Here is a 14,145-nt window from a genome sequence, read left to right as displayed (position 1 = left end):
GCGAGGTTGCTGGGCCGCCGTCAGGTAGCAATTGAGGGTGGGTTAGGTGTCGGAGAGGCCGGGTAAGCGTGAGGCGGCGAAGCGGATGTGTTCCTCGGTCAGGGCCGCGGCCTCCTCGGCGCGACCGGTGGTGATGGCGTCCATGATCCCGTGGTGTTGGGACTGCAGCTTCGCCATCAGCGCCTGCTGGTCGTCGACGCGGCTGAACGAGGAGAAGATCGATTTCCGCAGAGAGGTGCGGATGGCCCCGGTGAGGTCTGAGAACAGCTGATTGCCCGCCGCCTGCGCGATGGCGACGTGGAACGCGGTGTCCGCGTCGTTGAAGGTCTCCAAGCTGATCCCGGGAGTGTCCATCATCGCCAGCTGCGCATTCACCTCTGCCAGTGCGTCCTTATCGGCACGGGTCGCTGCGAGGATCGCGCTCGAGCGTTCGAGCTGGATGCGCGTCTCCGTCACGTCATCGATGCTGAAGTTCGTGAGCGCCACATGAAGGCGGAGGAACCGGGTGAGCGCTGCCGAGGGCATGGCGGCGATGAACGTGCCGGCACCGCGGCCGGACCCGCCCGAGGACCGGACGACTCCGAGACTGTCGAGCACGCGCAGCGCCTCGCGCACACTGGCGCGACTGACGCCGAGCTTCGTCGCGAGGTCGCGTTCGGCAGGCAGAGGATCTCCGACCCCCAGCGAACCGGTCATGATCTGCTCTTCGACGGCATCGATGACGAGCTCATACGTGCTCGATCGGCTAACGGGTTTCCAATCGGGGCCCGCAGCCGCCTCGGCGACGCCTGGCTGTTCCCGGCGGACCTCGTTCGTGTCATTGTTCATGGTCGTCTCCACCGCGCCATCATGTCATGCCTCTCGTTGCTCGTCGTTCTGCTCGTGGGGATGCGACCGGAACCGCCGGCGGAAAACATTTGACGCAGATCACACCCTCGCCCTATGCTCAGATTAATGGTCTGACCTCACAAAGGCCATACTGAACATTTCGATTATTCGAGTTCGGAGCGCGTTCACAGGGGAACGGACCCGATGTGGGCGGGCCGATTTGGAGAAACCATGTACACACCTGAAATCGCACCGGTGGCCGACAGCCTGCTGTGGTCGTCCCTGCTGGCGATCCTGCCGCTGCTGACGATCTTCGTCACTCTCGGCGCGCTCAAATGGAAGGCCCACTGGGCCGGACTGACCGCCGTCGGCGTCGCTCTCATCGTCGCGATCGCCGCCTACGGAATGCCGGTCGGACTCGCCGCGCTCTCGGCGACACAGGGGTTCGCCTTCGGACTGTTTCCGATCATGTGGATCGTCATCACGGCGATCTGGCTCTACGAACTCACCGTGCGCTCGGGGCGCTTCGAGGACCTGCGGTTGGTCATCAACGTCATCTCCGATGACCCGCGCATTCAGGCCATCATCGTCGCCTTCTGCTTCGGCGGCCTCCTCGAAGCGCTCGCCGGATTCGGCGCCCCGGTGGCGATCACCGGTGTCATGCTCGTCGCCGTCGGCTTCACCGCTATGCGAGCTGCCGTCGTCGTCCTCGTTGCCAACACCGCCCCCGTGGCCTTCGGCGCCATCGCCATCCCGATCATCACCGCCGGCACTCTGACGGGAATCGACTACCAGGACATCGGCGCCATGGTCGGTCACCAGACCCCGTTCCTCGCCGCGGTCGTGCCTCTCTTCCTCGTCCTGCTCGTCGACGGGCGTCGCGGGCTGAAGCAGATCTGGCCGCTGGCCCTCGTCGTGGGCATCGCCTTCGGCCTCGCCCAGTGGGTCTCCGCCACGTTCCTCTCCGTCGAACTCACCGACATCATCGCCTCCCTCGTCGGCCTCGCAGCCGTCGTCATCATGCTGCGCTTCTGGAAGCCGAAGGGCGGTCAGGACGCACTCGACCGTATGGCCGATGAGCGCGAACACGAAGGCGCCGATGCTCCCGATGCCGGCGGTGCCTCCGCCGCCGTTGCCACCGATGTGAAGAAGGAGACCGCGCCGCTGACCGGGTCCCGAGTCTTCCTCGCGCTCTTCCCCTATCTGCTCGTCATCGTCATCTTCTCCGTGGCCAAACTCGTGCCGGTACTCAACAACTGGCTGGCCTCGACCGATGTGAAGATCCCATGGCCCGGACTGGATGGAAACATCCTCAACGCCGCCGGCGAAGTCTCGACGAGCACGGTCTACAACTTCCAATGGCTGTCTTCGCCGGGCACCCTGCTGCTCATCTCCGGCATCATCGTCGCGATCGTGTACAAGATGTCGGCGAAGGACGCCGTCGACGTGTTCATCGTCAACGTCGTGAAGATGAAGTTCTCGATTCTCACCGTCGGTTCCGTTCTCGCGCTGGCCTATGTCATGAACCTCTCGGGCCAGACGATCACCATCGGAACCTGGATCGCCGGCACCGGTGCCTTCTTCGCCTTCCTCTCGCCGATCCTCGGCTGGCTGGGCACTGCTGTGACCGGTTCGGACACCTCGGCGAACGCACTGTTCGCGACCCTGCAGCAGACCGCCGCACACGAGGCCGGGCTCAACCCGCTGCTGCTCGTCGGCGCCAACAGCTCAGGAGGTGTCCTCGGCAAGATGGTCAGCCCGCAGAACCTCACAATCGCGGCCACTGCCGTCGGCCTGCTCGGCAAGGAGGCTTCGATCCTCCGCCGCGTCATCGGCTGGTCCCTGGGCATGCTCGTCGCCATGTGTCTGCTCGTCGGACTCCAGTCGACGGTACTGTCCTGGATGGTCCCCGGCTCCTGAGTCCGCGCGGCGCCGTCTCGCCGATCGGACCACCCGCACCAAGCCACCACCCACTGCTCATCAACCCCGCTTAAGAAGGAGCGAAAAACATGGTCAAGAGGCAGATTCCTCAGCCGGCCGAGATCTTCGAGCTGATGAGGTTCAAGAAGTTCGAACTCGACCCGAAGAAACGCCGCTTGGAGAATGCGCTGACGATCGAGGACTTGCGCAAGATCGCGAAGCGTCGGACCCCGGCCGCGGCGTTCGACTACACGGATGGTGCCGCCGAGGGCGAGATCTCGATGGAACGCTCGGTCCAGTCCTTCCGCGATATCGAGTTCCATCCCTCGATTCTTAAGGACGTCACGAACGTCGACACCTCGACCCAGATCATGGGTGGCAGCTCGGCCATGCCCTTCGGCATCGCGCCGACCGGCTTCACCCGACTCATGCAGACCGAGGGTGAGACCGCCGGCGCCGGAGCCGCCGGAGCTGCAGGCATCCCGTTCACGCTCTCGACGCTGGGCACGACGTCGATCGAGGACGTGAAGAAGACCAACCCGCATGGGCGAAACTGGTTCCAGCTCTATGTGATGAAGCAGCGCGACATCTCCTACGGCCTCGTCGAGCGGGCGAAGAACGCCGGGTTCGACACTCTCTTCTTCACCGTCGACGCCCCCGTCGCCGGTGCTCGCCTGCGCGATACCCGCAATGGCTTCTCGATTCCACCGCAGCTGACCCCGCAGACGATCCTCAACGCCATCCCTCGTCCCTGGTGGTGGTGGGACTTCCTGACCACCCCGAAGCTCGAATTCGCCTCCCTGTCGGAGACCGGCGGCACCGTCGGCGAGCTCCTCGATTCGGCGATGGACCCCTCCATCGACTTCGACGATCTCGCCGAGATCCGCGCCATGTGGCCCGGCAAGTTCTCCGTCAAGGGCGTACAGACGCTTGAGGACGCGAAGAAGCTCGCCGACCTCGGCGTCGATTCGATCGTCCTGTCCAACCACGGCGGGCGCCAGCTCGATCGCGCGCCCGTACCCTTCGAGCTTCTCCCCGAGGTGGCTCGTGAGATCGGCAAGGACGTGGAGATCATCATCGACACCGGAATCCGCAACGGCGCCGACATCGTCGCGTCCCTGGCCATGGGCGCGGACTTCACGCTCATCGGACGCGCTTACCTCTTCGGCCTCATGGCCGGCGGTCGGGCCGGAGTGGACCGGACGATCGAGATCCTCGGCGAGCAGGTCGAGCGCACCATGCGTCTGCTCCAGGTCGCCGATGTCTCCGAGCTCAACTCGACCCATGTGACCCAGCTGCGACAATTCAACCGCGACGAGCGTGCGGAGATCATCACCTCCCGCCCGGCCAAGGGCTGATTCGCCGAGGCGGCCCCGCCGGGGGCGCCCAGATCACCGAGGCGGCCCCGCCGCGGTCGCCCAGATGGCTCCATAGGCAGAGAACGGACGGCCGGCAGCGAGAAGTATCGTCGCTGCCGGCCGTCCGTTTCGGGTTCAGGCGATCACTTGCCGAATTCGTCCTCGACGCGGTCGAGGACGTTCGTGGCGGAGTAGTAATCGAGGCGGAACGAGTCGAGGCCCATCGGGTAGACGGCATCGTTCTTCACCGCCGGTGTGCTCTCGACCAGCGAGTTCTTCGCATACGACGCGGCGGTCTTCTCGTTCGCGTTGAACAGGAACACGGATTCGCCGGTGACGGCCTTCGACAGGTTCTCACCGGTGACTTCGACGATATCGGCACGTTTGCCCATTTCTCCTTGGCCGGCTGTGCCTTCGGGGACCTCGGCGAGTTCGAAGCCGACCTCTTCGAGGAGCTTGCCCTGAGCGGATTCCGGTGTCCAGATGTTCGCGCTGGCGCCGGACCCTCCGCCCTTGGCCTTCTCGTTGAAGATCATGCCGGTGACCGGCTGCTTCGGGGCGTCGATGGCGGACTTGACCTCCTCGGCGCGGGAACCGAATTCGTCGTTGACCTTCTTCGCCTCATCCTCTTGGCCGGTGATCTCACCGAGCTTGGTGGTGACCTCCTGCCAGTCCTTGTCGCCGTAGTCGATCACGACGGTCGGGGCGATGTCGCTGAGCTGATCGTAGATGGCGTTCGCCGAGTCCTGGCCGGTCTTCGAGACCACGATGAGGTCGGGTTCTTCGGCGAGCACGGCCTCGACATCGGGGTCGCCCTGGTAGAGGGCCTTGACGTCCTTCTCCTTCGCGACGTCGCTCCACTGCGTGAAGAAGCCTTGCGCGTCGGCAACGGGGGAATTTGGCATGGTGGCACCGGAGGCGGTGACCGGTGCGTCGACGGCGAGGAGGCTGCCGGTGAGGGTCACCGAGGTGGAGACGACCGATTCGGGCGCCTCGTCGATGGTCACTTCGTGGCCGGCGTCGTCCGTGATCGTCAGGGGCCATTGACCGTCGGCAGCGGCGTCGCCATTGCCGGGGTCGGAGGAGCCGGACCCGCCGCAGGCGCTGAGGCTGAGAGCGGTGATGAGGGTGACTGCGGCAAATACGCGTGTGCTGCCGGGTTTGACGCGGGACATAGGGGCCTTTCGAGAATGATTGCTTGCGAAGATGAGCCTAACCTAAGTAGACCCGGGAAACTGCGTTCGTGGTGAGATTTTGCCGATGGCGCGGTGTGTCGAGCGGGAGTGAACACTTAGGGTAGGCTCATCTTCGTGAAATCGACTCTGAAGAATCGGGCGGTCGCTGTGGCTGCCTCAGCTCTGACCATTGCCCTGCTTGCTGTCGGCTGTGCCGCAGAGGACGACAAAGGTGCCGACGGGGACGCCGGCAACAAAGATGTTGCGACAGGAGGCGAGGCCTTCGGCACGGCTGATGAGGAGACTGCGAAGCTCGGTAGCGATGCCGAGGCTGGGGTCTTCCCGCGGACGGTCAAGCATGCCAATGGCACGACGGAGATCGAAAAGAAACCCGAGCGCGTCGTCGTTCTCGACACGGGAGAGCTCGACGACGTCCTGTCGCTTGGCATCACCCCCGTCGGCATGGTGACGACCGAAGGTGCCAGCCCGGTGCCGAGCTACCTCGAAGACCAGGTCAAGGGAGTCGAGACGGTCGGTACGATTCAGGAGCTTGATCTCGAGAAGATCGCCTCACTCGAACCCGACCTCATCCTCGGCAGCCAGCTGCGCGCCGACAAACTCTATGACGAACTCGACTCCATTGCTCCGACGGTGTTCTCGATCCGTCCCGGGTTCCCGTGGAAAGAGAACTTCCGCCTAGTCGGTGAGGCGATGGGCATGGAAGACGAGACGACGAAGGAGCTTGAGGAATACGCTCGCGAGGCTGGAGAGCTCAAGGACTCCGTCGACGGCGACCCGACGATCTCGCTCGTGCGCTTCATGCCTGACCGCCTCCGTCTGTACGCGAATCAGTCGCTCATCGGAGTCATCCTCCACGATGCCGGGTTCAAGCGTCCGAAGAACCAGGACGTCGACGAGCTCGCCGTCGAGATCTCACCGGAGAACCTCGACCAGGCGGCCGGCGACTATGTCTTCTACACCAGCTACGGCGATCCGGAGGCGACCGGGGAGAAGAAGGCACTCGAATCGAGCCAATGGAAGGGGCTCGACGCGGTCAAGGACGGCAAGGCCATCCGCGTCAATGACGATGTCTGGTTCCTCGGCCTCGGCCCGACCGGGGCCGGTCAGATCCTCGATGATCTGGAGGACCACCTCGGCGAGTGAATCTCCGAGAGATTTCGCAGTGACGGCGAAGGAATCGCCTCTATGCTGACTTTCATCAACTGGCTCGGAGAGGTCACCATGGGATCAGCAGCACCTGCGAGAGGCGACGACGGGTGCGTCGGGGAACTTGACCGGAATTTCAAAGGACGCGAAAGCGGCCCATCGGGCAGTGCTGCGGTCACTCCTCTCGTAGTCATCGCCGGGGTTCCCGGGGCAGGCAAGACCGAAGCGCTCAGAGTATTACGGGGCCGATCGCCTCGGGTGCGGTCGGCGGATCCGGAGAACATGCGACGTCGGCTGCGTCAGTGGATGCCGTGGTTGCCGTACGCGCTCGTTCGACCGATTCTTCACACGATTGCCCACCTCCGCGTGCTTGCGCTCATGCTCAACAAGGCTGGCGGACCGCTGGTCGTCCATGATCCGGGCACTCGTCGATGGAGCCGCCGACTCATTGCGAGCCTCGCAGGGATTGTCGGATATCGACCGATGATCATCTTCATCGATACGGATCGAGATTCCGCGCTTCGCGGTCAGGCGCAACGGAAGAGGCTTGTCAGGCGACGCGCCTTCGACCGACATTGGAAGCGCTGGGTCGAACTGCGCGAACGCATCCTGCGTGGTGACAGACTCGGTGACGGTGAGCCCTGGGGCCGTGTCGTGCTGTCGCATCGGGACGATGTTGTCGATGAAGTTCTCGGCCTGCTCGATACCGCAGCAGCCGTCTGAAAAGAACTTCTCTCCCGCCGGAATAAAACCATCCTCAGCAAAGTTGAGTCTGGTGTACGCAACTTTGATGAGGCCGACTTGACGGTCGGAACCTCGAAGAGAATACTTGAGTCCGGTTGGCTCAATGTGTGCGGTCGAGTGGTTCTGACTCAAGAACCGGAGCCGCTCGATCGCACACATTCGAGTCGCAGGAACTCACGATCTGTAAGGAGAGAAAACTATGGCACGTGCAGTCGGAATCGACCTCGGAACCACGAACTCCGTCGTCACCGTCCTCGAGGGCGGCGACCCGAAGGTCATCGCAAACGCGGAAGGCGGTCGCACGACCCCGTCCGTCGTCGCAGTCAACAAGAACGGCGACTCCCTCGTCGGTGAGATCGCCAAGCGCCAGGCCGTCACGAATATCAAGAACACCGTCGCATCGGTCAAGCGCCACATGGGCACCGACTGGTCCACCGAGATCGGCGGCAAGAAGATGACGGCCCCCGAAGTTTCGGCCCGCATCCTCCAGAAGCTCAAGCACGACGCCGAAGAGTACCTGCAGGAGAAGGTCACCGACGCGGTGATCACCGTTCCCGCATACTTCAACGATGCTGAGCGCCAGGCAACCAAGGACGCCGGTGAGATCGCCGGCCTCAACGTCTCGCGCATCATCAACGAGCCCACCGCTGCCGCTCTGGCCTACGGCCTCGAGCGCGGCAAGGAAGACGAGCTCATCCTCGTCTTCGACCTCGGTGGCGGTACCTTCGACGTCTCCCTGCTGGAAGTCGGCAAGGACGAAGACGACTTCTCCACCATTCAGGTCCGTGCGACCTCCGGTGACAACCGCCTCGGCGGTGACGACTGGGATCAGCGCATCGTCGACTGGCTGGTCGAGCAGGTCAAGAACAACTACGGCGTGGACCTGACCAAGGATGCCACCGCTCTGCAGCGCCTCAAGGAAGCTGCTGAGCAGGCCAAGAAGGAACTGTCCTCGGCCACCAGCACGAACATCTCGCTGCAGTACCTGTCGATGAGCGAGAACGGACCCATCCACCTGGATGAGACCCTCACCCGTGCGAAGTTCGAGGACCTGACCAAGGACCTCCTCGAGCGTACCAAGGCTCCGTTCCACGCAGTCATGAAGGACGCCGGTGTCTCCGTCAGCGACATCGACCACGTCGTCCTCGTCGGCGGCTCGACCCGTATGCCCGGCGTCTCCGCCGTCGTCACCGAACTCACCGGAGGCAAGGAGCCCAACAAGGGTGTCAACCCCGATGAGGTCGTCGCCATCGGCGCCGCCGTTCAGGCCGGTGTCCTCGTGGGTGAGCGCAAGGACGTCCTGCTCATCGACGTCACCCCGCTCTCGCTCGGACTCGAGACCAAGGGCGGCGTGATGACCAAGCTCATCGAGCGCAACACCCCGATCCCGACTAAGCGTTCGGAGACCTTCACCACCGCTGAGGACAACCAGCCCTCCGTGTCGATCCAGGTCTTCCAGGGTGAGCGTGAGTTCACTCGCGACAACAAGAACCTCGGCACCTTCGAGCTGACCGGTATCGCTCCGGCTCCGCGCGGTGTGCCGCAGATCGAGGTCGCCTTCGACATCGACGCCAACGGCATCGTCCACGTGTCGGCCACCGACAAGGGCACCGGCACCGAGCAGTCGATGACGATCACCGGCGGTTCAGCACTGCCGAAGGAAGACATCGACCGCATGGTCCGCGAGGCCGAGGAGCACGCAGAAGAGGACAAGAAGCGCCGTGAGGCTGCCGACGTCCGCAACAATGCGGAGAACCTCGCCTACCAGACCGAGAAGCTGCTGACCGACAATGCCGACAAGCTGCCGGAAGAGCTCAAGACCGAGATGCAGGGCGATGTCGACGCTGTCAAGGAAGCCCTTAAGGGCGAAGACGACGACGCCGTGAAGAGCGCCTACGACAAGCTCGTGGAGAACCAGCAGAAGATCGGCGAAGCCATCTACAGCCAGCAGGGCGGTGCCGAAGGCGCCGAAGCTGCCGGTGAAGGCGCAGCCGATGCAAGCGCAGACGACGATGTCGTCGACGCCGAAGTTGTCGACGATGGGGATGAGGAGAAGAAGTAATGACTGCCGAGGGCAACGACAAGTCGTCCGAGGAGCCAGGCTTCACCTTCAGTGACAAGCGCCGGGTCGATCCGAACACCGGTGAGGTCCGTCCCGAGGCCGACGCCCAGTCGGCCTCGGCCGGGGCCGGCGACGAACCGACCGCGGACCCGAATGCCGAACAGGCTGGCGAGGCCGATGCCAGTGACCTCGGTGTGGACATCCCGTCCGATGCCTCGGGGCTCGAGGACATCGAGCCGGAGGCCGAGCCCGAACCGGGTTCGGAGGCAGCGGGATACCTGGCCGACCTCAAGCGCATCAACGCCGAATATGCGGCCTACCGGATGCGGGCCGACCGCGAACGTGAGCGTGCGGCGCTCGGCGGCACGATCAAGGTCGTCGAGGCCCTGATTCCCGTGCTCGACGAGGTCAAGCTCGCTCGCGACAACGGCGATGTCACCGGGCCTTTCGAGACCCACGTGAACAAGCTGGTCGAATCGCTGAACAAGCTCGGCGTCGAGCAGTACGGAGAGGTCGGCGACGAGTTCGATCCGAACATCCACGAAGCGCTCATGCAGCAGCCTTCGGATGAGGTCGAGAATCCGACGCTCTTCCTGGTCATGCAGCCGGGCTACCGGATCGGGGAGCGCATCATCCGCGCCGCCCGCGTCGGTGTCCAGCAGCCGGAGGACTGAGCAACGACCATGATCGCCGAGGCGGCCGCCCGCCCCGCACGCCGGTTCACCGACGTACGGGGCCGGGGAACCGCCTCGGCGGCGGTCCGGATCTTCTGGGCAGTGCCCCGGGGATGCGGATTGTGAGAGGACAAGTGAATACCGTGATGACAGGATTGATTGGAAGGAAAGGAGGTGCCAGGTGAATACCGGACCTCAGAATGATTGGTTCGACAAGGACTTCTACAAAACCCTCGGCGTCTCCAAGGATGCTTCCGACGCCGAGATCAAGAAGGCTTATCGCAAGCTCGCGCGCAAGTATCACCCGGACGCCAACCCCGGTGATGAGAAGGCCGAGGAGAAGTTCAAGGAGATCGGCCAGGCCCACCAGGTGCTCTCCGACAAGGAATCCCGGGCCCAGTACGATCAGGTCCGCGCCATGGGCGGCGGCGCCAGGTTCAGCGCCGGTTCCGGTGGACCCGGCGGGGCTGCCGGCGGCGGATTCGACGATGTGTTCTCCGACCTCTTCGGAGGCGGCGGACGCACCCGGACCCGCACGACCTACGGCGGTGGGGGAGACGTTCCCCCGGACCTGGCGGATCTGCTCGGCGGATTCGGCGGAGGTTTCGGCGGTGGCGGATACGGCGGCTACCAGCCTCCGGTCAAAGGTGGCGATATCAAGTCGAGCACGACGCTGTCGTTCACCGAAGCCATCGACGGTGCCTCGGTGAAGCTGAACATGCCCGGCGGGAAGCCGCTGACCGTGCGCACCCCGATCGGGGTCAAGGACGGACAGAAGATCCGCCTGGCCGGCAAGGGCAAGACCAGCCCCAACGGCGGCGAGCCCGGTGACGTCATCCTCACCGTGCACGTGAGCCCGCACCCGGTCTTCACCCGCGATGGTGACAATCTGCGGATGGATCTGCCGATCAGCTTCGACGAAGCGGCCCTCGGCGCCGAGGTCAAGGTGCCGACTCTGGGCGGAATGCCCGTCAAGCTCAAGGTCGCACCGGGTACACCGTCGGGACGGACCCTGCGCGTGCGGGGCAAAGGTGTGAAGACGAAGAAGGGCACCGGCGATCTGTTGGCGACAGTCGAGATCGTGGCGCCGAAGAACCTGTCCAAAGAAGCCAAGCAAGCGGTCGAGTCGTTCAAGGCCGCCACCGAAGGTGAGGATCCACGCGCCGGCTTGCTGGACAAAGCCAAGGCCAGCTGAGGTGGTGAATCACAATGCACATTTCATCGAGTGCGGCGGTGTATGTCATCTCGGTGGCCGCAGATCTGGCGGGCATGCACCCGCAGACTCTGCGGCAGTATGACCGGCTGGGTCTCGTCACTCCGGAACGCACCGCTGGCCGGGGCCGGCGTTACTCCGGGAAGGACATCGCCAAGCTGCGACTGATCCAGCAGCTGTCGCAGGACGAGGGAGTCAACCTCGTCGGGATCAAGAAGATCATCGACCTGCAGAATCAGGTCGATGCGCTCAAGAGCCGCAACGAGGAGCTTGAGGACGAGGTTCGGGCACGCCGGTCGGCGCAGGAACGCGATACGCGTGTCTTCGCTGCCGGAACCGTGGGCGGAGACGTCGTCTCGATCTCGAGGGGACGACGCCCACAGGGTCGTCCTGAACCGGGAGCTCTGGTGCTGTACAACCGGTTCCGACGCGGCTGAGCCTGACGAGGCCCGACTGGGACGCTGAGAACAGCGCCGAGGCGGAGTGCGAACCGAACTTTCGGTGCGCACTCCGCCTTTTCGCGTTACTCGACGAAGCAAGTTCATTGCGGCGCAGAAATGTATACATGTTGTGCGACACTGACTCTGTGAACGAGAAAGAGAAGGTTCGACAGGTCGCCGACAGCGCTGATTCGGCGGCTCAGGAAGCCGCGGACAGTCGTTGGTTCGAGCGGGTGGCCCGTGCGGGCTTCATCGCGAACGGACTGGTCCACGCCATCCTCGGTGCGACTGCTGTGACGATCGGACTAGGGCAGGGCGGCGGCGAAGCCGACCAGGCCGGAGCGGTCGGACAGATCGCTTCACAGCCCTTCGGCCTGGTGCTGATCGTCATCTGCTTCCTCGGCTGTGCGCTCATGGCGTTGTGGTGCTTGGTCAACGCGTTCTTCGGCGCGTCATCGCTGCGTGGTGCCGGAACTCGCGACCCGCAGGAGAAGCAGGGGAGGAAACAGTGGATCGACTTCTTCTCGATGGTCGGTCCTGCCATTGCCTATGTGGTGGTTGCCGCGACCTTCTCCCAATTCGTGTTCGGCGGAGGATCGGACTCGGGCAAGGCGAGCTCACAGGCGTCGACGACCGTGGCGAAGGCCCCGGGCGGACTGTATATCCTCATGGTTGCCGGCGCCGTGATAGCGATCGTCGGCATCGTGTTCTGTATCAATGGTCTGCGCCGGAAGTGGAAAGATGAGCTTCGTCGTCCGCGCAGCGCGTTCACCCGCTTCCTCGTCGGGTTCACCGGTGTTGTCGGGTATCTGGGCAAAGGTGCGACGCTGCTGTCGGTGGGCACCCTCATCGTGGTATCTGCGGCGACCGGTGATCCGGAGGAGTTCACTGGTATCGACGGTGCGCTCAAGGGCATGCGCGATCAGCCGTTCGGGCCGTACCTGCTGTTGGCTGTAGGCCTCGGCCTGGTCCTCTACGGAGTCTTCCTCGCCCTGCGCTCGAGGTACGACCGCATGGAATGAGCAGTAGTCTGCCTCACCTGCTTAGTTGCAGCGAAGAGAAGAAGGGCGCGAACCCGGTTGGGTTCGCGCCCTTCTTCGACTCACGCCCAGCTCAGTCGAGCCGGCACGTTCTCAAGTCGGTCGCTATCAGATCTCAGCGGGATCCTTGGCAACCTTCTTGCGGCGCATGGTCATGGCGACTGCAACTCCACCGATGAGGAGGAGGCCGGCGCCGCCGACGAGGCCGGTCAGTTCGGTACCGGTGCGGGGCAGGTCGCCGCCGTTGCCGGCATCTCCGTTGTCGCCATCTTCGTTTCCGCCGTTGCCGTCTTCATCGCCACCACCGGCGTTCGGATCTTCCTCAACCGAGAAGTCACCGGTCAGTTCGTCATCGCCGCAGGTGACGGTGACGTCGTATTCGCCGACGTAGGCCGATGCGTTGGAGGCGCTGGTGCCGTAGACGCTGACGTTGGCCTTGCCTTCGTCGTCAGCCTGGACGGTCTTGTCGAAGGCGGTGACGCTCGACTCGCCCTTGGGGTTGACGAGGAAGCGGACATCTTCACCGGGCTCGCAGTTCTCGACGGCGAGGGTGACGCCCTTATCTTCCTTGACGAAGTCAGCAGGCGTGATGGACTCGGGGGAGACGGTCAGCTTGGCTTCTTCAACCGGAGCGGTGGGCTCTTCGGTCTCGTCTTCGGTGATGACGAAATCCTGTGCCGGGGAGTTGGTTTCTGACTCCTGGTCGACGCCCCAGACGGAGTAGTCGCCGGCCGGAAGCGGTTCGTCGCCCTCGAACTTCAGGGTTGCGGAGATCTTTCCTTCGTCGTCGGCCTCGACTTCCTTGGTCGCGAACGGCGACGTTGCGTTGCCGCCGACGACGGTGACCTTGCTGTTCGGGGTGAAGCCCTCGCCGGTGACCTTGATGCCGTCCTTTGCGAACTCGCTCTCCGTGAACTTGTCGGCGTTGAGCGAAACCTTGGGATCGACCTCGGGGGCCTCGGGCTCGTCGGAATCACCAGCGGTGACCTCGAAGGTCATCTGGAAGGAGATGTTGCTGTCTGCACTGTCGTTGACGACGACGGAATAGGTGCCAACAAATGCGGGGTCATCGACACCGTAGACCTTGTGCGAGAAGCCTCCATCAGCGTCCGTGGTGGCGGTCGTTGTCAGCTCTTCGACATTCTGCCCACCTGTCGGGGCTACGGTGATCTCGTAGTCGTGGTCAGCCTGGAGGCCCGCACCAACGATATCGACACCCTTTTCAGCATTGCCGAAATCTGTCTGGGAAACGGTCTCGGTTGACAGTTCCACAGTTGCTTCGTCAGCCTGCGTGCTGGTTGATCCGGCCTGAGCCTTGAGGGCAGAAGGTGCGGCGGGCTGCTGAGTTGCCGAGGCGGGGGCTTCGGGGGCAGCGATGACTGGGGATGCAGCCAGGCCGGTGATGGCGATGGCCACCGCGGGTGCGAGGGCGAGCTTCTTCATGTATTTCCTTAGAGAATTACAGCTGGGTGTGAAGTATTGCGAATGTAACAGTAATGCAACATTCACCACACGCATAGTTGT

Annotated in this window: 12 protein-coding genes; 9 read left to right on the top strand and 3 right to left on the bottom strand. The window is 63.7% G+C overall.

Features of this window, described 5'->3' with window-relative positions:
* Positions 1-42 precede the first annotated feature (42 nt).
* A complete protein-coding gene (locus tag D3I60_RS00305) occupies positions 43-828 on the bottom strand; it encodes a FadR/GntR family transcriptional regulator (protein WP_262773938.1) in 786 nt (261 codons plus the stop codon).
* A gap of 231 nt (positions 829-1,059) precedes the next feature.
* On the opposite strand from D3I60_RS00305, the gene D3I60_RS00300 reads away from it, so the two are divergent.
* Positions 1,060-2,748 carry an L-lactate permease gene (locus D3I60_RS00300; RefSeq protein WP_262773937.1) on the top strand — a complete coding sequence of 563 codons (1,689 nt, stop codon included), beginning with the start codon at positions 1,060-1,062 and terminating at the stop codon, positions 2,746-2,748.
* Positions 2,749-2,837: 89 nt separating this feature from the next.
* Positions 2,838-4,106: an alpha-hydroxy acid oxidase gene (locus D3I60_RS00295; RefSeq protein WP_262773936.1), complete on the top strand. Its 1,269-nt coding sequence runs from the start codon at positions 2,838-2,840 to the stop codon at positions 4,104-4,106.
* 143 nt (positions 4,107-4,249) lie between these two features.
* Here the strand turns inward: D3I60_RS00295 and fepB are convergent, their stop codons facing one another.
* Positions 4,250-5,281 (bottom strand): Fe2+-enterobactin ABC transporter substrate-binding protein, encoded by a 1,032-nt coding sequence (gene fepB / locus D3I60_RS00290; protein ID WP_262773935.1) that lies wholly within the window; start codon positions 5,279-5,281, stop codon positions 4,250-4,252.
* A gap of 135 nt (positions 5,282-5,416) precedes the next feature.
* Here fepB and D3I60_RS00285 point away from each other — a divergent pair, with 135 nt between their 5' ends.
* The 7 genes from D3I60_RS00285 (at position 5,417) to D3I60_RS00255 (ending at position 12,603) form a co-directional block, all read left to right on the top strand.
* Positions 5,417-6,445, top strand: coding sequence for an ABC transporter substrate-binding protein (locus D3I60_RS00285; RefSeq protein ID WP_262773934.1), 1,029 nt, complete (start codon positions 5,417-5,419; stop codon positions 6,443-6,445).
* Between the two features lie 42 nt (positions 6,446-6,487).
* The gene (locus D3I60_RS19255; RefSeq protein ID WP_369415264.1) at positions 6,488-7,171 is read left to right on the top strand and encodes an AAA family ATPase; all 684 of its coding nucleotides are present in this window, start codon (positions 6,488-6,490) and stop codon (positions 7,169-7,171) included.
* Between the two features lie 220 nt (positions 7,172-7,391).
* Positions 7,392-9,254, top strand: coding sequence for a molecular chaperone DnaK (dnaK, locus tag D3I60_RS00275; RefSeq protein ID WP_262773932.1), 1,863 nt, complete (start codon positions 7,392-7,394; stop codon positions 9,252-9,254).
* Positions 9,254-9,928, top strand: a complete 675-nt coding sequence (locus D3I60_RS00270; RefSeq protein WP_262773931.1) for a nucleotide exchange factor GrpE — start codon at positions 9,254-9,256, stop codon at positions 9,926-9,928. The genes dnaK and D3I60_RS00270 overlap by 1 nt, the downstream gene beginning before the upstream one ends.
* Positions 9,929-10,109: 181 nt before the next feature.
* A complete protein-coding gene (locus D3I60_RS00265) occupies positions 10,110-11,123 on the top strand; it encodes a DnaJ C-terminal domain-containing protein (protein ID WP_262773930.1) in 1,014 nt (337 codons plus the stop codon).
* A 14-nt stretch (positions 11,124-11,137) separates the two neighbouring features.
* A complete protein-coding gene (locus D3I60_RS00260; protein WP_262773929.1) occupies positions 11,138-11,578 on the top strand; it encodes a heat shock protein transcriptional repressor HspR in 441 nt (146 codons plus the stop codon).
* 149 nt (positions 11,579-11,727) lie between these two features.
* Positions 11,728-12,603 carry a DUF1206 domain-containing protein gene (locus D3I60_RS00255; protein WP_262773928.1) on the top strand — a complete coding sequence of 292 codons (876 nt, stop codon included), beginning with the start codon at positions 11,728-11,730 and terminating at the stop codon, positions 12,601-12,603.
* 126 nt (positions 12,604-12,729) lie between these two features.
* Here D3I60_RS00255 and D3I60_RS00250 read toward each other — a convergent pair whose 3' ends face one another.
* A complete protein-coding gene (locus tag D3I60_RS00250; RefSeq protein WP_262773927.1) occupies positions 12,730-14,064 on the bottom strand; it encodes an LPXTG cell wall anchor domain-containing protein in 1,335 nt (444 codons plus the stop codon).
* Between the last annotated feature and the right edge of the window lie 81 nt (positions 14,065-14,145).

It is taken from the genome of Brevibacterium permense, from assembly GCF_025506275.1.
In the GTDB taxonomy this organism is placed as follows: Bacteria; Actinomycetota; Actinomycetes; order Actinomycetales; family Brevibacteriaceae; genus Brevibacterium; species Brevibacterium permense_A.
This window is presented reverse-complemented; position numbering and strand designations above follow the sequence as displayed.

Coding starts and splice junctions, on each gene's coding strand:
- D3I60_RS19255 (WP_369415264.1), top strand. CDS start 6,488: ATGCTGACTTTCATCAACTGGCTCGGAGAGGTCACCATGGGATCAGCA.
- D3I60_RS00295 (WP_262773936.1), top strand. CDS start 2,838: ATGGTCAAGAGGCAGATTCCTCAGCCGGCCGAGATCTTCGAGCTGATG.
- D3I60_RS00305 (WP_262773938.1), bottom strand. CDS start 828: ATGAACAATGACACGAACGAGGTCCGCCGGGAACAGCCAGGCGTCGCC.
- D3I60_RS00270 (WP_262773931.1), top strand. CDS start 9,254: ATGACTGCCGAGGGCAACGACAAGTCGTCCGAGGAGCCAGGCTTCACC.
- D3I60_RS00300 (WP_262773937.1), top strand. CDS start 1,060: ATGTACACACCTGAAATCGCACCGGTGGCCGACAGCCTGCTGTGGTCG.
- fepB (WP_262773935.1), bottom strand. CDS start 5,281: ATGTCCCGCGTCAAACCCGGCAGCACACGCGTATTTGCCGCAGTCACC.
- D3I60_RS00260 (WP_262773929.1), top strand. CDS start 11,138: ATGCACATTTCATCGAGTGCGGCGGTGTATGTCATCTCGGTGGCCGCA.
- D3I60_RS00250 (WP_262773927.1), bottom strand. CDS start 14,064: ATGAAGAAGCTCGCCCTCGCACCCGCGGTGGCCATCGCCATCACCGGC.
- dnaK (WP_262773932.1), top strand. CDS start 7,392: ATGGCACGTGCAGTCGGAATCGACCTCGGAACCACGAACTCCGTCGTC.